Source organism: Paenibacillus sp. USDA918EY, from assembly GCF_009870825.1.
Lineage (GTDB): Bacteria > Bacillota > Bacilli > Paenibacillales > Paenibacillaceae > Paenibacillus_AQ > Paenibacillus_AQ albilobatus.
Window position 1 is genome coordinate 50,807 of sequence record NZ_WTWY01000001.1, and the last position, 20,511, is coordinate 71,317.

A 20,511-nucleotide genomic window follows, 5' to 3' on the forward strand; every position below is an offset into this window, starting at 1 on the left:
TTTTTCGTTTAAAGCACCGGAGACCGGATTTAACCGTATTTGGTCATGAGGCCATCGAGAACCTTTCGGATGTGCAGCCGGAGCTGCGGAGCGCCTTTTAATTCGGCTTCATCCCCTAATCCGATCATAAACTTCGCAAAAAAATCCAGTTCGTTTTCCGGCATGTTTCCTTCAAGCCAGCCGCTGCCGTCCTCCCGCTTATGAAGCATCGGTTCGGCCCAAGGTTCCGCTTCGCAAAGCTGAACCCCGACCGGGGTCAACTCGGCAAACAGAGGGATGCAATGCTGATCCGAGCGGTGTGCCGGCTCGCGGTTTTCGAGATGGATATGGCGAAGGTCCCGGGGCGGCGTTTCCGAAGGAAAGGCCGAATGGATCCGGTCGCACCGGAAGAGGCGGAAGCCGTCGGTTTGATAGCAATACGCGGGACAATACCATAACCCGTTTCTCGTGTAGATGCCGATCGGCTGGATGTCGCGCTGGGACCGCTTTTCCCGGGAGGCGTATTCGATCTTCAGGACCTGCTGGCGGATCGCCGCATCCAGCAGCATGGCCAGATGCGGGGAAGCCGCCTGCCTTTTTGGCGTGACGAAATCGATGCGTTGTTTCATCTGGTCGATGCGATCCCGCGTGTCCTCCGGCATGTAGTGGTAAAACTTTTTCAGCGCCGAGGAAGATTCCGCTTCAAACGGCAGGGACGTATAATGGCGGAGCGCATGAACGGCAAAAAAGACCGATACCGCTTCTTCTTCTGTAAACGCAATCGGCGGCAGCATTCTTTCGTTCAGCACCCGATATCCGCCGTGAGGCCCGACTTCCGAATATAAAGGCACGCCCAGCTCGCTCAGCTCCTGCAAATCGCGCAGGATCGTCCTGGGCGATACGCCGAAATCGGAAGCCAGCTCCTTGACGGTAAAGCGGCGCTTCCGGTTAACGGCCATCATGAGCTCCATCAGTCTTTTGGATTTGGACATCGTTTTTCCCCATCGGATTTGACGGGATATTCGGATACCCCGATCCGTTTTTTAAAAGATTTTTTGATCATGACAATAGTTGTCACTATTATGAGCTAAACGGATCCCAAAGTCCAGAAGGACCTTGCGGCATTCTAAAATAACGAAGGAGATGATGGGGATGTCTTATGAACGGTCGCTGGGCGCCGTCGTCGTGTTCAAACACGGCTGCGGATGTAACGGCATATGTGAATTACCGCAAATAGGTTGAAGTATAGAGGGATATCCAATATAATTTCAATATGAAATAAAATTTTATTTTAATAGCCTATTTATGAAATATTATTCTGATTTTCGGGAGGACTTAACGTGAAATTCATACCGCTTCATGAGGATTGGCTGGCTTCGATGTGCGAGCTTTGGAACCGGGAGCTTGGCGGACTTTTCCCGATGCGCGAGCAGCTGATGCGGCAAAATACGTTTCAGGATCAAAACATGTACGTTGAAGGCTCCAGGCTTGCCGTCGATGACGAGGGACGGTTGGCGGGTTTCGTCATTGCGAAATTGTGGCGGGAGCGGCAGCGCGAAATGACGCTTGGCGACGGCGGAGGTTGGATTCAGGCGATTGTAGTCCGCAGCGATGCAAGGGGGCAGGGCGTCGGCAGCTCGCTGTTGGAGCAGGCCGAACGGGCGCTGCAAGAAGCGGGCGCGAAGCTGGCCTACGTCGGCCGGGACCCGTGGCACTATTTTCCTGGAATTCCGCATGAGCTGCCTGAGGCCAAGGCATGGTTTGCGCGCCGGGGATACGAAGTAGTGTACGACGTCTATGATTTGGTCAATCGGTCGGGGAAACACGAAGGACGCCAGCAATATGCCGAAGGGGCTTATGCCCGCCTGCTCGAAGCCAAGGACCGGGAAGAAATGCTGCGCTTTTTCAAACGCTGCTTCCCCGGACGCTGGCTTTACGAGGCGGAAACATATTGGGAACGCGGAGGCGAAGGCCGGGAGTTTGTAGGGCTGTTCAAGGGCGAAGAAATGATCGGCTTCTGCAGGGTGAATGACGACAAATCGCCGCTGATTGCCCAAAATACGTACTGGGCGCCGCTGTTTGACGGCCCGTTGGGCGGGATCGGCCCGCTGGGGGTTGACGACCGTTTCCGCGGAAAAGGCTACGGCCTTGCGATCGTGAAAGACGGGGTAGCGGAGCTGGCCGGCCGCGGCGTAAACAACCTCGTGATCGACTGGACCGGATTGATCGATTTTTACGCAAAACTCGGATTTACCGTATGGAAGGGCTACGATCTGGCCAAAAAAGACTTGAAGCAGTAAGGTCCCCGAACGATATCAAAACGTGGATAATAGGAGAACCCCCTTGGCAGCATGCCGAGGGGGTTGCATTTTGTCGCCGCATATCCGGTTTAGTCTTCCATCCACTTGGTAATCGTCGTAAAAATGCTGTATTTGACCTGGTCCGGATGTTTCCGTTTATGATGCTCTTCCAAGAACCGATTGATTTTTTCGAAAAATTCCTTCGCTTCCTCTTCGGTCAAATACACCTCGGAATTGGTCAAATTGCTGTGGGGTTTATCCAGCGTTTGAGCTTTTAAAAATCGCTGCTTGTTATCCTCGTACAAATCCGATAAGAGCTTTTGCGTCTCCGATATAAAAATCTTTTTTGCGGCTTCGTCCGCGCCGTCGTCGCGTTTGATCCGCACCGCCCCTTTGAACGGTTCGTAATATTTGGCGTTGATGCCGTTGATTTCTTTGGTGCTTACCAATTGGAGCAGTCCGATGCTTTCCAGCTTTTTGGCGTGGTAATATACCTTGGCCGGAATCTCGCCCATGTCGTCGGCAATTTCCTTAATGGTCGCGGGGTGATCCATCCGCTGGAAATGGCTTAATATTTTCATCCGGTAGGGGTCGGAATAAATCCGGATTTCCTCAATCGTGCTAAGTTCCTTCGTTTCCAATACAATCGCACCTCATTATTTCATGCATTTACGTTCAGCGTATTTTGCCAATAAGACTATTATATAGCCCGAATGGATAAAGCACAAAGCATGTTTGTTCAAAACGGCGCATATTCCGGCGCCGATGTTTCCGCTTGAGGCAGGATGGAGGTGCGGGCGCCGGCGATTTACAGGCTCATAAAACTTTTTTGCGTCAGAAGCGCCAGTCCCGGCAAGATCATCAGCAGCCCGAAAACGAGAAATACCGTGTTTGCGCTCATCCAGGTGCCGGCAAAACCGGCGATGACGCCGCCGAGAGGGATGGTGCACGTCGCGATCATGCCGGACAAAGCCCCGATGCGCCCAAGCATGTTCTGCGGCGTAACTTCCATCGTATACGTCGATATCGGCGTGTTTACGAACGAGATGGCAAAGCCCATGCCGAAGCTGAACAAGGAGGCCGCATAAAGCGGATATTTGGCGATGAACGCCGGAAAATAAAGCAGGCTGTAGGTTACCCCAAGCAGCAGGAAGCCAAAAACGATCAGGGTGCTTTTTTTGTAGCGGTTTCCCTTTTGGCTGATCCAAAGGCCGCTCAAAATCATGCCGACCACGAGCGTAATGCCGAGCAAACTGAGCCCGAACGGTCCGGCATGCAGCACTTCCTTCACATAGACGGGCTGAAGCACGTTCCACGGACAAAGGCAAAGGTTCACGAAAGCGCCCGCCAGCATGGTCAGCAGAATCAGCCGTTTTTTTCCGACGAACCGCAGGCCGGACAAAAATTGTTTCCAATACGAGCTTCGGCTGTCCTCTCCGGTATCACCGTGCGGTTCATCCGCAGGCTTTTCCGCCGGATTGGGCCGAATGAAGAAAAACAGCAGCGCTTCGATCAAAAAAGTCGCGGCATCGATCACCATCGTGCCGGAAATGCCGACAAAAGCGATGAGTCCGCCTGCGGCGGCCATTCCGCCAAGCTCCGCGGTCCGGGAGACGGAGGAGGTCAACGAATTGCCCGTCAGCAGCAGCTCCTTGGGCAGCAGCCTGGGAACCAGCGACATCTCGGCCGGAGTCGAAAAACATTCAAAGGTGGAGTTCAGCACAGTAAACACGAACAAATGCCAAGCCTCAAGATGGCCCGTAAAATAAAGCAGCGCGGTTAACGTAACGGTGGCGCCTCTCCCGGTCCCGGCGACGATGACGACTTTTTTCTTGGACCAACGGTCCACCAGTACGCCGGTAAAAGGGCTGAGGGCAATGCCCGGGATGAAATTGACCGCAAACAACGTCCCCATCAGCACTTCCGAGCCGGTGAGCATGTAAACCATCCAGCTGTACGCGATCGAATCGACGGAATCCCCAAAACGCGAAATGATTTTTGCGGCGATCATGATCAGATAAGACGGGTGTGCGCGCAATGCGCGGATGCCCTGCCTCGGCTGTGATTGAACCAGAACCGTTTCCCCCATGTTCACAACTCCATTCAACTTTTATTAACAATAAAATATTTTTAACGTTAGATTTATTTTATGAATTATTCGGCAAATTTCAAGAGGTTTTTGGCAAAACGTTAAAATTTTTATGACGACGATGAAGCTTGGATGAACAACGGCTCTGGCGGCAGTCTCACTCGCTGGGCGGAACAATTTTAGGCATTAGATGAAGCGAAGCGGAAACCGCGGCTTTTTGATTCGCAATGAAGAGCCGAAACTTCGCCGGAAGGCTTGTTCAATTTATTGTTGCAAACGGCGATGCCGATATGATACAATTAACGCTGTTGTGTGGAATACGGTGGTCCGCTGCGGATGATGAAGGAGAACAAAGGGTTTTCCGGAAGAGGCAAGAACACCTGTACGGAAGGAGGGAGTCCTAGATGAATATCCTACAAGCGATCACTCAAGAACAGCTTCGTAAAGATATCCCAAGTTTTCGTCCTGGCGACACTTTGAAAGTGCACGTTAAGGTAATCGAGGGATCTCGCGAACGTATCCAGTTGTTCGAAGGTGTTGTTATTAAACGTCGCGGTGGCGGAATCAGTGAGACTTTTACGGTTCGTAAAATTTCTTACGGTGTTGGCGTGGAAAGAACGTTCCCGATCAACTCGCCAAAAATTGAGAAAATCGAAGTGGCTCGCCGTGGTAAAGTGCGTCGTGCGAAGCTTTATTATCTTCGTGAACTTCGCGGTAAAGCAGCAAGAATTAAAGAAATTCGCCGTTAATATGCGGTGCAGCGTAAAGGGCTTGATTTCAAGCCCTTTTCGTTTTAGGATAAGAAATGTTACGGCTCCGTATAGGAGCTTTTCTTTTCGGCAAAAAATGAAAATGCGCGCAAGCTCATGAAAAAGATGATGCGAGGAGAGGACGGTGACGTATGCAGCAGGACATTCAGAATGACGGGGCGGAGTTGCAGGAGCAGGATCAGAAACCGCCCAAAAAAGCGAAAAATGAAGTTGTGGAATGGCTAAAAGCAATCGTGATTGCTCTTATTCTGGTGGCTCTCATCCGCTGGCTTCTCTTTAAACCGTTTATCGTGGACGGGCCGTCGATGCAGCCGAACTTCCATACGGGTGAACGGCTGATCGTAAACGAAATTCTATACGACATCCGGAAGCCGCAACGCGGAGAAGTCATCGTGTTCCATGTTCCTTCCGAAGGCAAGGATTTCATCAAGCGGGTCATCGCCGTCGCGGGCGACACCGTCAAGGTCGAAGGCGATACGGTGACGGTCAACGGGAAACCGGTCAATGAAACCTACATACAGGGTGCGATTGACGAGAGCCATAAAGAGGGCAAACTGTATAATGACAAGGACTTTCCGAACAGCGCGTTCCCGGACGGGAAGGTGCCGGAGGGCCATGTCTTCGTGATGGGCGACAACCGTTCCGACAGTACGGACAGCCGGATGATCGGATATGTGCCGCTGAGCGATATCGTCGGGCGCGCGGATTTGATTTTCTGGCCGATCAAAGACGTTCAATTGATCAAACATTAAACCATCCACCGGTCTAGCGGCTGGTTGTAGGCAAAAATGAGGTGATGACGGTGACGATTCAATGGTTTCCAGGTCATATGACACGAGCGCGCCGCCAAATACAGGAAAAGCTGAAGCTGATCGACGTGGTCATCGAGCTGATCGATGCGCGTCTTCCGCTGTCCAGCCGCAATCCGATGATTGACGAAATACTGCAGGGCAAACCGCGGCTGATCATCATGAACAAAGCGGATCTTGCGGATGCCGCGGTCACCAGGGAATGGCAAAATTATTTCAAGGAGCAGGGGCATACAGCATTCCCGGTCGACGCCTCGACCGGAACCGGCGTGAAGGATATCCCGGGCCAGCTGAAGCTGCTGCTGAAGGAAAAGATCGACAAGCAAATCGCCAAAGGCATGAATCCGCGGGCGATCCGGGCGCTGATCGTCGGCATTCCGAACGTCGGCAAATCGACGCTCATCAACCGGCTGGCCGGACGCAGCATCGCCGCGACGGGCGATCGTCCGGGGGTGACCAAAGGCCAGCAGTGGATCAAGGTCGGCGGCGAAATCGAGCTTTTGGATACGCCGGGCATTTTATGGCCGAAATTCGAAGACCAGAACGTCGGCTACAAGCTGGCGGTCACGGGGGCGATCAAAGAGGAGATCCTGAACGCCGAGGACATTGCTTTTTTCGCCGTGAAATATTTGGTCGGCTATTATTGGGATGCGTTCCGGGAACGCTTTGAGCTTGACGAGAACACCCCGCATAACCCGGATGACAGCGATGAAATCGTAGCCATCATGGAAGCGGTCGGCCGCAAGCGCGGCTGCCTGGTCAGCGGGGGACGGGTCGATCTGGAAAAGGCTTCGAGGACGCTGCTGCGGGAGCTGCGGGCAGGCAAAATGGGCCGTTTTTCCCTCGAATCGCCATATTGATACGGCAATAACACAGGCCGCCGGAAGGCGGCTTTTTGCGTTGAAGCGAGCCAACCAAACGGTTGGCTCTTTTTTTGACATCCAAGCTCCGGGAGCTTTGCATAATAGCTGAATCGGTTTCGAAGCAGGCATGGGAGTTGTGGGGGTTATTGCAAATGCGGTCTGTTTTTTAGGGGGGCATCGATAGACGGTTTTCTTAATATATAAAATCAAAGGCGATTCCATCAGGGGTAACCGGAGGAAGGGTGAATGGCGGAGATTTGGCGATATAGCCGTCTGGATTGCGAGTCTGAAGCATAAGGGGAGAGGCGTTTGGAGCGGAAACGGCGGATCTATGCAGGTGCGGGTGCCGCAGTTGCGGCAGTGATGTTCGCGGTAGCAAGCGGAATGCTGGTCTGGAGCTTCGGAGCCGGAGATCATGCATCCGCGCCGCATGGAAGGGCAGCGACTGCGGCCGGCCTGCCGCCGCAACCCCGCGGGGCGACGAACGGGACGGAAGGGCAAACGGGAACCGGGCCGGCGGCGGCCCGAACGGAATCCGCGGCTGGAAAAAGCGCGATGACGCTTCAGGACACGTCATTTCAACAGGAACACCCGGCCCGGATTTATTACCGCGATAAGGTCATCGCGCTGATGTATCATGAGGTGACGCCCGGCCAGAAAGACAGGCAGAGCCTCGATGTCGTCAAGTTTGAGCGGCAGCTGAGCTTGATGAAAGAAAGCGGATTTCAATGGATTACGATGAAGCAATACGCGGCGTTTGTGTTGCATGGCAGTCCGGTGCCTCCCAACGCGGTGCTGATGACCTTCGACGACGGCTACGAGTCGTTTTACGAATACGCGTACCCGCTGCTTCTGAAGTACCATGTGCCTGCGACAAGTTTTCTGATCGTCAATACGGTCGGCAATCCGAAACATGCCGGCATTCCGAAGCTGGACTGGGAGCAGGTGCGGGAGATGCATGCCAACGGCGTCGATTTTTACAGCCATTCCTTCGATTCGCACAGGTATGCGCCTTTGGATGCCGGCGGAAAGCGTTCGAAGGCGGCATTAAGGGGACCGGTCTGGAACGCGCAGCTTGGCCGCAAGGAAACGCAAGGGGAATACGCCGCGCGCGTGCGGCGGGATTTGGAACAAGCCAATGCCGTTTTGCGCGAAAAGATAGGCAACGCGATGCAAGTGATCGCTTTCCCTTACGGGGTGTTTTCGCCTTCGCTGCTGCGCATATGCAAGGAACTCGATATGCAGGTGACCTTCACGGTCATGCCGGGCATCAACCGGCCGGGCGGATTAAACGGATATCGCCTTAATGCCGGCGGCGCGGACAACGATCCCGAAAGCTTGATCGCGCTGATGAAAAGGGGAGCGGTACCCGCTTCGAATCAAACGAAACCGGGCCCGGGACGATCCGGGGCGAAGCCCCCGGCAAAGCCGCCGGTAACAGCCAAGCCCAAAACCGGAGGCATGCGAATCGCAGCAGAATAATGGAAAATGCCGCAAAAGCCATGCGCCCTGGCTGCGGATCAAGTATAATGTTTTAGAATGGAAGCTTGGGAGACGGGAAAACCGTCCGTGGGAGCAAGGAGGAACAACATGACGGACTTGTTGAAGCATGAAAAAGAGCATTGGGAACAATCCTATCAAAATATCGCGGGCATCGACGAAGTCGGGCGCGGCTGCTTGTTCGGGGATGTGGTCGCCGCAGCCGTCATCCTTCCCGCCGGTCTGGTACTGGAAGGCGTAGACGATTCGAAAAAATTGAGCGAGAAAAAACGCGAAGCGCTGTTTGAACAAATTATGGAACAGGCGGTGGACGTATCGGTCGGTTATGCGGACGCGGAGACGATCGACCGGATCAACATCAAGCAGGCGGCCAGGCTGGCGATGAAAAGGGCGGTTCTCGGGCTGGCCGTGGCCCCGGACATGCTGTTCATCGATGCGGAAAAAGTCGATGTGGACCTGCCGCAGCTTTCGATCATCAAAGGAGACGCGACCAGCCAGTCCATCGCGGCGGCATCGATTATCGCCAAGGTGACGCGGGACCGGCTTTGCAAAGGGGACTGGGAAGCAAGGTATCCCGAATACGGAATCGCGATACATAAAGGTTACGCCACCAAATTTCACCGCGAGCAGATTCTTGCCTTGGGTCCGACGCCGATGCACCGGCGCAGCTTTTTGAAAAATCTGGAGGTCGTGCAGGAAACCTTGTTTTAAGGCGATGCTTCACAGCCGGGAGGCCGGCGCCGATATATAGAAGAGGATTTTGCAAAAATCCAAGGAGCGACATTCAATCAGCAATAGATAGAGCGAAACGGTTTCATTCGTCTATATATTGTACCCGGGAGCGGCCGGAATCGAATTTTGCAAAATCCTGAAAAAAGGGTTCGCATGATTGAAGGAGGAAGAGGCGTGAATATCGGTTCGTTGATTCGCGGCCTGCTTGGCGACGCCAAACCGGGGGAAGCCAGGCAGCTGGAGATGAAAACCGGCCAGGTGGTCAGAGGCATGGTGCTCAGCGTCTCGGAAGACGGCCAGGAAGCCGTCGTACAGATTCAGGGAGTCAAGGTAAGGGCGGTGCTCGAAACGCCGCTGCAGGCGGGCCAGGCGACGCTTTTGCAGGTGCAGCCGCCTACGGCCGGCGGAATGACGGTGTTGAAGCCGTTGTCCGATTCGCCTTATTCGTCGCTGCCGTCAAAATCGGTTGCCGACGTGCTGAATGCGCTCGGGCTGGCCGATACGGACGACAACCGGGCCATGATTCAGGCGATGCAGGCAAGCGGCGTGCCGCTGACAAAGGAAAATGCCGAGCTGTTCAGCCGGATGCTGCAGCAAAAGCCGGCCTCCGTTCCGGTCGCGGAATGGGTGCAAGCCGCCGCGATTGCGCTGCAGCGGGGTTTGCCCGTGACGGGGGAAAGCGTCCGCGGGCTGCAGCAGGCGGTGTTTGGCCCCCCGGTTCACGAGCTGCTGGCCGCGCTCGAAACGCGGCTGGAAGAGGCGTTGGCCGCATCAGGGCAAGCCAAACCCGCGGCGGGACCGGCGGCGGGTGACGGTCATCAGGCCGCTTCGGCTGCCGCATCTGACGGCATTTTTGCGCCTGCGGAGGCAAAGGAAGGGACAAACCCTGCTTCTCAGGCAAAAGGCACGGCGGCCGGCCTCGAGAACGGCGGAACGGCTGCGGTGAAGGCGGGAGCGGCCGAAGGCGATCCGGGCCTGCCCCCGCTGCTGGCCAAGCTGCAGCAGGTGCTTGGGCAGCTGCGCGCGGCGCCCGCCCTGGCTTCGCTCCAGGGCGGCGCGGCCGGCTCCGCTGGAGCGCCGGCCACGGAAATGGCGCCGCCGCAAGAGTCGGCGGCGCCGATGGGCTCCGGCAGCCAAGCGGCGCCGGAGCAGCCCAAGACCCACGGCGCGGAGCCGTGGGTCGGGCGGATTTTGAAGCTGCTCGGTGCGGAGCACGAGCAGCAGGGCGTGCGCGGGGCGATGCCGCCCGCGCAAACGGCGGCCGCGGCGCAAGGCGCGCGGCCGGGAGCCGCCGCACCGGCCATCGGCCAGGGTGCGGCGCCGGAGGCGGGCCCGGCTGGGCCGGGGCCCGCAACGGGCGGCGGCGCGGCAGGTGCCGCCGCCGTGAAGCCGCCCGCGTCCGCTAGCGCGGGCGGGGCGGGCCTGCAGCCGCCGGCGGCCGACGCTTCGGCTCCGGCCGTGCAAGGACAGCAGGCCCGCCCGGCGGCTGCCGGTGTACATCCTCCGGCAGCCGCGCAGGTCCCGGCCCTCGAGGCGGCCGGGACCCGCGCCGAGCATGCCTTGCAGGGCGCAGGCACGCAGCAGGACACGCTGAAGGGCGTTTTGCTGCAGCTGCTAAGCCATGACGATACGCCGCCGCAGCTGAAAGAAGCGGCGCAGCAGCTGGTTTCCCATTTGACCGGGCAGCAGCTGCTGCTGAACACGGACCGGACCGCGCCTTTTGCCCAGGTGACGCTGATGCTGCCGCTGAACGGTCCGGACGGGCAAGAAACGGCGTCGGTTCAAATCCAGTCCCGCCGGGGCGCCAAAGGCGAGCTGGATGCCTCCAACTGCCGGTTATGGTTTGACCTGCAAATGAAACATCTGGGCCAGACGCTTGTGGATGTGCAGGTCGTCGACCGGATCGTCAGCTTAAAAGTGCACAATGCCCACGATTGGGCCGGGGAGCTGCTGGAAAACTACAGGGAAGACATCTCCGGAGCGATCGAGTCGATCGGATACCAGCTGCTGACCCTAAAGGCGGAGCCGATGCCGATGAAAGAAACCGATTCGGAGTCCGGTTCCGCGGCCAATGCAGCGGTCAGCGATTATGTTCCCCAACGCTATAGAGGGGTGGATTTTCGGGTATGAACGAAAATGGACAGGAGCCGCCCTATTCGATGAAAAAGGCGGTAGCCTTGAAATATAGCCCGGGTGAAGCCGCGGCGCCCGTGGTGGCCGCCAAAGGCCGGGGGAAGGTCGCCGAGGCGATCCTGGAAAAAGCCAAAGAGCACGGCGTCCCCGTTCAGGAGGACGCGGCGCTGGTGGAGGTGCTGTCCAAGCTGGATTTGGACCAGCAAATTCCTCCCGAGCTTTATCAGCTTGTTGCGGAGGTGCTAAGCTATATTTACCGGACAGACCGCTTGGCACGGGAAAGGGAGAGGGAATGGCTGAAGGAATGACGAGGGAAAAGGATAACCGGCGGGATAAAGGAGCTGCGGCCGAACAGGCTGCTTGCGACTATTTGGTTGGGCAGGGTTATGCCATTAAAGACCGGAATTGGCGCTGCCGCGGCGGGGAGCTGGATATTGTCGCCGAGCTCGGCCGCCTGCTGGTCATCGTCGAAGTCCGGAGCCGGAGCGGCAGCCGCTACGGCACGGCGGCCGAATCGGTCGATTACCGCAAAATCCGCCGGGTTCGCGGCATCGCGTCAACCTATTTGCATTATAAACAGCTGGAGGAGCGGGAGCTTCGGTTTGACGTGATCGCGATTGAACTGGATGCGGCGTGGAACGCCGTGTCGCTTCAGCATATCGAAGGGGCCTTTTGAATACGGGTTCTGCGAGGCGAATCCGATGTCTTGACTTTTTTCTGCCGCAATTTTACAATTTGATCATATCGATATTCGAAAATAAGGAAGCACCTTTTTTCGACAGGAACGTTGCTGCTATACGATTGCAGCGAAACGATCTGTTAGAAAGGGTGCTTTTGTCGTATGTACGGAAAAATGTACAGTGCATGTTTATACGGAATCGACGGGGTTCTTATACAGGTGGAGGTCGATATCTCGAACGGTCTGCCCCAAACGTCGATCATCGGTTTGCCTGATTCGGCGATCAGGGAAGCGGTGGAACGCGTCCGGGCAGGAATCAAAAACTGCGGTTTCACCTTCCCTCTGCAGCGGACGACGATCAACCTGGCTCCTGCCGATTTGCGCAAAGAAGGTTCCGCCTTTGATCTGGCCATCGCCCTCGGCATACTGTGCACGAGCGGACAGCTTATCCTGCCCCAGAAGGAAAAGCTGCTGCTGATCGGGGAAATGGCGCTGGACGGGAGCCTGCGGCCGGTAACGGGCGTGTTGTCGATGGTCGACCGCGCCAAAAGGGAGGGTTTTTCCGCCGTCCTGCTTCCGAAGGACAATGCGGCGGAAGCCGCTCTAATCGAGAACATGAATATTTATGCAATTGGGCATTTGAATGAGCTGCTGGCTCTGGGGCAAAAGGAAGCCGGTCTGGCAGCCTCGGATAAAAACAGCCCGCTTCGTATTTTATCTTTGGAAGGTTTGCGATTTAAAAGGGGCCTTCACCCCGACCAACCAGTGCACCAGGCGGAAGATTATGCCGATGTGCTCGGACAGCATCACGTAAAGAGGGCGCTGACGATCGCCGCCGCCGGCATGCATAACATTATGCTGATCGGTCCGCCGGGAACCGGGAAAACGATGCTGATCAAACGCCTTCCGACCATTCTGCCGCCCATGACGGAGCAGGAGGCGCTGGAGACGACAAAAATTTTCAGTGCGGCAGGGAAGCTGAAGGAACCGGCGGCGGGTCTGCTTCGAATCCGGCCGTTCCGCTCCCCGCACCATACCATTTCAAGCGGCGGTTTGATCGGAGGGGGAACGATTCCGAAGCCGGGGGAAGTCAGCCTTGCCCACCGCGGAATCCTGTTTCTCGACGAGCTGCCGGAGTTTAACCGCCAAGTGCTGGAGGTGCTGCGCCAACCGCTGGAAGACAAATACGTAACGATCAGCCGGGCGAGGGCGGTACATACCTTCCCTGCGAGATTCATGCTGGCGGCTTCGATGAATCCTTGTCCGTGCGGTTACCTGGGCAGCGAACATCCCGGTCATCCTTGCATATGCAGCCCGTCCAGAATCGCGCAGTACCGTTCGAAGATTTCCGGACCGCTGCTGGATCGGATCGATCTTCAGGTCGATGTGCCAAGGCCGAGGGAGTGGACGAGGGAGAAGTTCAGCCTTTCCTCGGCGGAAATGCGCGCCCAGGTTCTGGAAGCGCATGAAAGACAAATAAAACGTTACGAAAGGCTTCAGATCAGCTGGAACAGCGAGCTGGCCGCGACCGCGCTGCGGCGGTTTACGAAGCTGGATCCGGATACCGCCGACATGCTTCATCAAACGATCGAGGCATTGGGCTTGAGCATGCGGGCTTACGACCGGATACTAAAGCTTTCCCGAACCATCGCCGACCTGGACGGAAAGGACCGCATATCGTCCTCCCACGTCGCCGAAGCCATCCAATACCGGAATTTGGACCGCCCTCAGAACGAAACGGTGGTCTAGAAACTCAAAGGAGCAACCATTTTCTCGTCATCGTTGAAGGGCGCCCGTATAATTTATTTCGGTGCTCTGTGAAGGAAATGATCAAGCGGAATAAATCGTCATGAATGGGCAGGCTTCTATCGGCGCTCTCTCCTACTTGTAATTGGCTGTCCATAACACCTATGGTAAACTTAGGAAAATGGCAACGCACGAGGAGGATGCGAATGAAAAAGCTTGCAATATTGTTTGCGGTTTTCATGATCATAACTAGCGCCTGCAGCGCCGGAAAGGCTTCGGATAAGTTCTCTCTAGATGATATGGCAATCGTTAAAGTTGGCAGTGGTAAAAAGGTGAAATACGGAATGAGCAGGGCGGAAGCCGAGGAAGTATTGGGGAGCGGTTCAAAATCCGAAATGTTATATACGGTTGATTATCCTCAGGGGGTCAGCCTATTTTACAGAAATGATACGGTAGCTGGAATCATACTTACTTCTGATTCGAAAGGCGTTTACAAGACGGAGCGCGGCGCCGAAACCGGAATGCCTAAGGAGAAAATTGAGAAATTGTATGGGGATCAACATACAAAGAGCGAATCGGGAAGGAATTTGGATTATGTTTATAATGCGAAAGATGAAAAATTCCTGATCAATGATCTACCTAAGAATGAAGACGAGGCACATAATACATACGTTATTTCAGCTACGTTTGATGATAACGGGTATTCGGAACGGATTTTTCTGATGGATGCTAAATACGCGATCTACTTGAATTAAGACGGCGATTTTAGGACGCCTTCTGAATTTGACATTTTAAGAATGGCTTGCATTATGCTTTCATTGATACAACCTCTTCCGAAAGAAGGTTTGGGGGATTCATGGTTGGATTATGAACCATTTTAACAGGTAAACGGTAGAGGCCGTTGCAGTTCAAGAAATGATTCAAGATCACATTTTAATAACATAACGTTTGTCGAAAACCATGAGAGTCATTCGACAAACGTTTGCTTCAGTGGTCATGTTTTCTTGGATGCAGCGCCCATTTTGCGTTCCCTTGAAATGGGTTCATACTGAATCCATGGGATGATGTTAACAATACTAGGAAAGCGGCAGGCGGGGACATCAGAGGTTTCAGAAGCAAAGCGGCAGAAAGCGTTTTTCATTTATCCGATCAGGGCGGAATGGCAGAAGAAAGGAATTCAAAACCGAAGTAAATGTAAATAAATTCCAAACATTCTCTGAAACGGATTAAACCGATATCAAAAAGCTGTCGATATTCATTCAGTTTATTAAGGTAAGCGTTTTAAAAACATGGTACAATAGCTTGGGTTTATATTATTTTCCAAGAGAAAAACCCGCCTTGTAGCAGTCATGTTGATAGGAGGATTCCGTAAATGAATATCCATGAATATCAAGGAAAACAGGTATTGAAGCAGTATGGGGTTGCCGTTCCGAACGGAAAGGTCGCTTATACGGTGGAAGAAGCCGTCGAAGCGGCAAAAGAGCTGGGCAGCCAGGTCACGGTCGTCAAAGCTCAAATCCATGCCGGCGGACGCGGTAAGGCAGGCGGCGTCAAAGTTGCGAAAAACCTTGACGAAGTCCGCGCTTATGCCGAGGAAATTCTCGGCAAGGTTCTCGTTACGCATCAGACAGGCCCGGAAGGCAAGGAAGTGAAACGCCTTTTGATCGAAGAAGGCTGCGATATCCGGAAGGAATATTACGTGGGCGTCGTCGTTGACCGTGCGACTGGCCGCGTCGTTATGATGGGTTCGGAAGAAGGCGGTACGGAGATCGAAGAAGTGGCTGCGAAAACTCCGGAGAAAATTTTCAAAGAAGTGGTTGATCCGGCCGTAGGACTGCAGGTATTCCAAGCGCGCAGACTCGCCTATGCCATCAACATCCCTAAAGAACTGGTAAACAAAGCCGTTCAATTTATGATGGCCCTTTATACGGCTTTCGTGGATAAAGACTGCTCGATCGCAGAGATCAACCCGCTGGTGGTAACGGGCGACGGCAACGTCATGGCGCTGGATGCCAAACTTAACTTTGACTCCAACGCATTGTTCCGCCATAAGGACATTCAAGAACTTCGCGATCTGGATGAAGAAAACGAAAAAGAAATCGAAGCGTCCAAATACGACCTAAGCTACATCGCCCTAGACGGCAACATCGGCTGCATGGTTAACGGCGCGGGGCTTGCCATGGCAACGATGGACATCATCAAATACTACGGCGGCGACCCTGCCAACTTCCTCGACGTTGGGGGCGGCGCGACGACGGAGAAGGTAACGGAAGCGTTCAAAATCATTCTCTCCGACGAGCAGGTCAAAGGCATTTTCGTCAACATTTTCGGCGGCATCATGCGCTGTGACGTCATCGCCGAAGGCGTGGTCGAAGCGGCGAAGCAGCTTGGCTTGACCCGTCCGCTGGTTGTGCGCCTGGAAGGCACCAACGTGGATCTCGGCAAGAAAATTTTGGCCGAATCCGGCTTGAACATCGTTCCTGCCGATTCCATGGCCGACGGCGCGCAAAAAATCGTCTCGCTCGTAAAATAAGGACCTTTAAATAAGATTAGGGGATGTGAACGAATCGTGAGTATTTTGGTCGATAAAAATACAAAAGTGATTACCCAGGGCATCACCGGGAAAACCGCCCTTTTCCATGCAAAAGGAGCCCTTGATTACGGAACGCAAATGGTTGGAGGCACTTCGCCGGGCAAAGGCGGCACAACGGTCGACATCGAGCTGGAAAACGGAACGTCCGTCAGCCTGCCCGTGTTTAATACGGTTGCCGAAGCCAAAGCGGCTACGGGCGCAACGGCGAGCGTTATTTACGTACCGCCGGCATTTGCCGCCGACTCCATCATGGAAGCGGTTGAAGCCGAAATGGATCTCGTGATCTGCATTACGGAAGGCATTCCGGTGCTGGACATGGTTAAAGTCTCCCGTTACATGGAAGGCAAAAAGACCGTCCTGATCGGACCGAACTGCCCTGGCGTCATTACGCCCGGCGAATGCAAAATCGGCATCATGCCGGGATATATCCATACGCCTGGCCATGTAGGCGTCGTATCCCGCAGCGGAACGCTGACGTACGAGGCCGTTCACCAGCTGACGACCCGCGGCATCGGGCAGTCCACGGCCGTAGGCATCGGCGGCGACCCTGTCAAAGGGACGGAATTCATCGACGTGCTGAAACGCTTCAACGAGGATCCGAATACTTACGCGGTGATCATGATCGGCGAAATCGGCGGCACGGCCGAAGAAGAGGCCGCGGAATGGATCCGCGACAACATGACGAAACCTGTCGTCGGCTTCATCGGCGGCGTTACCGCTCCTCCGGGAAAACGCATGGGCCATGCAGGCGCCATCATTTCCGGCGGGAAAGGCACGGCGAAAGAAAAAATCGCCAAGATGGAAGAGTGCGGCATCAAGGTCGCTCCAACGCCATCCGAAATGGGCTCCACGCTGGTCGACGTTTTGAAGGAACGCGGCCTGCTGGACAAATGCTTGACACACTAATCCGGCATCGGGTTATTATAGATTCAAAGGTAAGCAACCTTTTATTTCCTCCAGGGGAATAAAAGGTTGCTTTTTTGTTTATAAATTTTGATGTTTGGGGTGATCCGTGATGGATATGCGATGGCTGCTGATCGGTTTGCACGAATTTAAGGGGCTTGGCAGAAGGAGCATCGCCCGTTTGATGAAGGAAGGCATGCTGACGGAAGAGATGTTCCATTTTAATAGTAAGGCTTGGGAAAACTTCGGCTTTTCCGTCGAATTGTCGGAGCGGCTGGCGAACGAATTAACGGTCGATTATGTTCGGCGGAAACAGGAGGAACAGGAACAACAGGAACAACGATCGGGGACCCGCATCATCACCATTTTGGACGACCATTTTCCGGCGCTGCTGAAGGAAAGCCCCGATCCTCCGCAGGTGCTGTATGCGATGGGGGACGCCAGTCTGCTGCACGTTCCGTCGGTGGCGATGGTTGGGACAAGGGTGCCGACCGCGTACGGGCGGAAAATGGGAGCGGATCTGGCGCAGGGGTTATGTGCCGGCGGGCTGGCGATCGTAAGCGGGCTTGCCAGAGGAATCGACAGCATTTGCCACGACGCTGCGTTATTATGCGGAGGAGGAACGATAGCCGTCATGGCGACAGGGGCGGATATCATATATCCCCCGGAAAACAAATCGCTTTTTGCCAAAATTGCCGAAAACGGCCTGGTCGTCACGGAATATCCTCCGGGGACAAGGCCCCATCCCGGATTGTTTCCGCAGCGGAACCGGATCATCGCGGGATTGTCGCTGGGCACGATCGTGGTGGAAGCCGATGAATGGAGCGGGTCGCTCATTACGGCGGATCTGGCGCTGGATGCCGGACGGGACGTGTTTGCCGTGCCCGGCCAGGCGAATTCGCCGAAAAGCCGGGGAACGCTCAATCTGATACGCCAGGGAGCCAAAATGGCCTGTTCCGCGGCCGACGTTTTGGAGGAATACGATTCATGGTTGCCAAACGGGCATAAGAATACATACAATAGGGAACGCCAGGTAAAAGAGGCGGCTGAAAGCGCAGCGGGTCATTTGACAACGGATGAGCTGGAACTATACCATATACTGGAGCAGGGGCCGTTCACGCTGGACGAACTGCTGCAGCATAGCCGGTGGGATTTTGGACATTTGCATTCAGTTCTGTTATCTTTAATCATAAAAAAGCAGATTACCCAATTGCCTGGTGCTATATATAAGATGATCTGACAACTTTTAAATTTTGGATCGCGTCAAAGCGAACGAATCTTTTGAATGTAGGAGAGGAGGATGAACCGATGGCTGATTCACTGGTGATCGTGGAGTCGCCCGCCAAGGCGAAAACGATCGGCAAATACTTGGGCAACAAATTTATCGTAAAGGCTTCCATGGGCCATGTTCGCGATTTGCCAAAGAGCCAAATCGGGGTTGAAATAGAAAACGAGTTCAATCCGAAATATATTACGATCCGCGGAAAAGGTTCCGTGCTCAAAGAGCTGAAAGACGCCAGCAAAAAGGTTAAAAAGGTTTATCTCGCAGCCGACCCCGATCGCGAAGGGGAAGCGATTGCCTGGCACTTGGCGCATGCGCTTGAGCTGGACGGCAAGGAAAGCTGCCGGGTCGTATTCAACGAAATTACGAAGCAAGCCGTCAAGGACGCGTTCAAAACGCCGCGCAAAATCAACATGGATCTGGTGAACGCCCAGCAGGCAAGGCGGATTTTGGACCGATTGGTTGGTTACAAGATCAGCCCATTATTATGGAAGAAAGTCAAAAAGGGCTTGTCGGCGGGACGGGTGCAATCGGTTGCCGTCAAAATCATCATCGACCGCGAAAACGAAATCAACGCTTTCGTCCCTGAAGAATACTGGTCCATCACCGCCAAGCTTGCCAAGGGCAGCTCCGTGTTCGAAGCGAAGTTTCATCAGCTTGAAGGGCAAAAGAAGGAGCTTTCGAAGGAAGAGGACGTTCAGGAAGTTCTGAAGGCGATTAAAGGGGCCACCTTCAAGGTGGCGGAAGTCAAGGAGAAGGAGCGCCAGCGGCATCCGTCGCCGCCGTTTACGACAAGCTCCCTTCAGCAGGAGGCTGCCCGCAAGCTGAACTTCCGCGCAGCCAAGACGATGTCCGTCGCCCAGCAGCTGTATGAAGGTGTCGAACTCGGCAAGGAAGGCACCGTCGGTCTGATCACCTACATGCGTACCGACTCGACAAGAATCGCCGCATCCGCGCAGGAGGAAGCAAAAGCCTTCATCGAGGAAAAATTCGGCGGCGATTTCGTTCCGGAATCCCCGCGCGAATATTCGAAAAAAGCGGCGAATGCGCAGGATGCGCACGAAGCGATCCGCCCGACGTCGGTGCTGCGCGATCCGGAGTCCGTCAAGGCTTACATGAGCCGCGATCAACTCCGCCTCTACAAGCTGATCTGGGAGCGGTTCGTGGCCAGCCAGATGGCTTCCGCGCTGCTCGATACGCTGTCGGTGGACATTGCGGCCGGTACCGCGGTATTCCGCGCTTCCGGTTCCAAGGTGCGTTTTCCGGGTTTCATGAAGGTGTATGTCGAAGGAAACGATGACGGCACCACGGAGGAAGAGAAGTTTTTGCCCGAGCTTGCGCCGGGCGATAAGCTGAAGAAGGAAGAAATCGAGCCGAAGCAGCATTTTACCCAGCCTCCGCCGCGGTACACCGAAGCGCGTCTCGTGCGCACGATGGAGGAGCTTGGAATCGGACGTCCGAGCACGTATGCGCCGACGCTTGAAACAATCCAGAAACGCGGGTACGTGGCGATCGAAGACAAGAAATTCGTTCCGACCGAACTTGGCGAGCTGGTCATCGAACAGATGGAGCAGTTTTTCCCCGAAATTTTGGATGCCGAGTTCACCGCCCATATGGAGGAAGATCTTGACCATGTGGAGGAAGGTTCCGAGGATTGGGTAAAGGTGCTCAAGGAATTTTACGAATCTTTCGAAAAACGCCTCGAGGTCGCCGAAGAAGAAATGAAGGAAATCGAAATCGAAGACGAGGTTTCCGACGAAATTTGCGACAAGTGCGGCCGGCCGATGGTATACAAGCTGGGACGGTTCGGCAAGTTTCTGGCCTGCTCGGGATTTCCGGAATGCCGGAACACGAAACCGATCGTCAAGGATATCGGCGTGACCTGTCCCAAATGCAAGGAAGGACACGTCGTGGAACGCCGAAGCAAAAAGGGACGCATCTTTTACGGATGCGACCGTTATCCGGAATGCGATTTCGTATCCTGGGACCGCCCATCCAGCGTTCCGTGCCCGAAATGCGGCTCGTGGATGGTGGAGAAACGGAACAAGCAGGGAGCCAAGCTGCAGTGCACCTCCTGCGATTACACCCAGGAGATCGAAGAAAACGAAGAAGAAACAGTCTGACAGCATGTTG

General features: G+C 54.8%; 18 protein-coding genes. 15 read left to right on the forward strand and 3 right to left on the reverse strand.

The annotated features are described in order from the left end of the window. Window positions 1–29: 29 nt before the first annotated feature. Complete coding sequence (locus GQY55_RS00335) at window positions 30–971, reverse strand: helix-turn-helix transcriptional regulator (RefSeq protein ID WP_160037353.1); 942 nt, start codon at window positions 969–971, stop codon at window positions 30–32. A gap of 348 nt (window positions 972–1,319) precedes the next feature. On the opposite strand from GQY55_RS00335, the gene GQY55_RS00340 reads away from it, so the two are divergent. Continuing rightward, window positions 1,320–2,279 (forward strand): GNAT family N-acetyltransferase, encoded by a 960-nt coding sequence (locus GQY55_RS00340; RefSeq protein ID WP_160037354.1) that lies wholly within the window; start codon window positions 1,320–1,322, stop codon window positions 2,277–2,279. Between the two features lie 89 nt (window positions 2,280–2,368). Here GQY55_RS00340 and GQY55_RS00345 read toward each other — a convergent pair whose 3' ends face one another. Both GQY55_RS00345 and GQY55_RS00350 read right to left on the reverse strand, forming a co-directional pair. Continuing rightward, entirely contained in the window at window positions 2,369–2,920 is a 552-nt protein-coding gene (locus GQY55_RS00345) for a winged helix-turn-helix domain-containing protein (protein ID WP_236575318.1), read from the reverse strand. A gap of 167 nt (window positions 2,921–3,087) precedes the next feature. Continuing rightward, window positions 3,088–4,368 (reverse strand): MFS transporter, encoded by a 1,281-nt coding sequence (locus GQY55_RS00350; RefSeq protein ID WP_160037355.1) that lies wholly within the window; start codon window positions 4,366–4,368, stop codon window positions 3,088–3,090. A gap of 404 nt (window positions 4,369–4,772) precedes the next feature. Here GQY55_RS00350 and rplS point away from each other — a divergent pair, with 404 nt between their 5' ends. From rplS to topA, 14 genes are all read left to right on the forward strand, one after another. Beyond that, complete coding sequence (rplS, locus tag GQY55_RS00355) at window positions 4,773–5,117, forward strand: 50S ribosomal protein L19 (RefSeq protein WP_127599436.1); 345 nt, start codon at window positions 4,773–4,775, stop codon at window positions 5,115–5,117. 152 nt (window positions 5,118–5,269) lie between these two features. After that, on the forward strand, window positions 5,270–5,890 hold the full coding sequence (gene lepB, locus GQY55_RS00360) for a signal peptidase I (protein ID WP_160037356.1): 621 nt from the start codon (window positions 5,270–5,272) through the stop codon (window positions 5,888–5,890). A 50-nt stretch (window positions 5,891–5,940) separates the two neighbouring features. Continuing rightward, a complete protein-coding gene (gene ylqF, locus GQY55_RS00365) occupies window positions 5,941–6,807 on the forward strand; it encodes a ribosome biogenesis GTPase YlqF (protein ID WP_160037357.1) in 867 nt (288 codons plus the stop codon). A gap of 312 nt (window positions 6,808–7,119) precedes the next feature. Then, window positions 7,120–8,292 (forward strand): polysaccharide deacetylase family protein, encoded by a 1,173-nt coding sequence (locus GQY55_RS00370; protein WP_160037358.1) that lies wholly within the window; start codon window positions 7,120–7,122, stop codon window positions 8,290–8,292. A gap of 57 nt (window positions 8,293–8,349) precedes the next feature. Continuing rightward, on the forward strand, window positions 8,350–9,021 hold the full coding sequence (locus GQY55_RS00375) for a ribonuclease HII (RefSeq protein WP_268894971.1): 672 nt from the start codon (window positions 8,350–8,352) through the stop codon (window positions 9,019–9,021). A 195-nt stretch (window positions 9,022–9,216) separates the two neighbouring features. Beyond that, entirely contained in the window at window positions 9,217–11,172 is a 1,956-nt protein-coding gene (locus tag GQY55_RS00380; protein ID WP_160037360.1) for a hypothetical protein, read from the forward strand. Then, the gene (locus tag GQY55_RS00385) at window positions 11,169–11,483 is read left to right on the forward strand and encodes an EscU/YscU/HrcU family type III secretion system export apparatus switch protein (RefSeq protein WP_160037361.1); all 315 of its coding nucleotides are present in this window, start codon (window positions 11,169–11,171) and stop codon (window positions 11,481–11,483) included. Before GQY55_RS00380 ends, GQY55_RS00385 begins: the two co-directional genes overlap by 4 nt. Beyond that, window positions 11,468–11,851 (forward strand): YraN family protein, encoded by a 384-nt coding sequence (locus GQY55_RS00390; RefSeq protein ID WP_236575319.1) that lies wholly within the window; start codon window positions 11,468–11,470, stop codon window positions 11,849–11,851. The genes GQY55_RS00385 and GQY55_RS00390 overlap by 16 nt, the downstream gene beginning before the upstream one ends. 165 nt (window positions 11,852–12,016) lie before the next feature. Continuing rightward, window positions 12,017–13,603, forward strand: coding sequence for a YifB family Mg chelatase-like AAA ATPase (locus GQY55_RS00395; RefSeq protein ID WP_160037362.1), 1,587 nt, complete (start codon window positions 12,017–12,019; stop codon window positions 13,601–13,603). A gap of 203 nt (window positions 13,604–13,806) precedes the next feature. After that, window positions 13,807–14,355 (forward strand): hypothetical protein, encoded by a 549-nt coding sequence (locus GQY55_RS00400; RefSeq protein ID WP_160037363.1) that lies wholly within the window; start codon window positions 13,807–13,809, stop codon window positions 14,353–14,355. A gap of 617 nt (window positions 14,356–14,972) precedes the next feature. Beyond that, the gene (gene sucC, locus GQY55_RS00405; protein WP_160037364.1) at window positions 14,973–16,133 is read left to right on the forward strand and encodes an ADP-forming succinate--CoA ligase subunit beta; all 1,161 of its coding nucleotides are present in this window, start codon (window positions 14,973–14,975) and stop codon (window positions 16,131–16,133) included. Window positions 16,134–16,169: 36 nt separating this feature from the next. Then, complete coding sequence (gene sucD / locus GQY55_RS00410; protein ID WP_160037365.1) at window positions 16,170–17,099, forward strand: succinate--CoA ligase subunit alpha; 930 nt, start codon at window positions 16,170–16,172, stop codon at window positions 17,097–17,099. Between the two features lie 109 nt (window positions 17,100–17,208). Then, window positions 17,209–18,336: a DNA-processing protein DprA gene (dprA, locus tag GQY55_RS00415; protein WP_160037366.1), complete on the forward strand. Its 1,128-nt coding sequence runs from the start codon at window positions 17,209–17,211 to the stop codon at window positions 18,334–18,336. A gap of 68 nt (window positions 18,337–18,404) precedes the next feature. After that, entirely contained in the window at window positions 18,405–20,501 is a 2,097-nt protein-coding gene (gene topA / locus GQY55_RS00420) for a type I DNA topoisomerase (RefSeq protein WP_160037367.1), read from the forward strand. The last annotated feature ends 10 nt before the right edge of the window (window positions 20,502–20,511 follow it).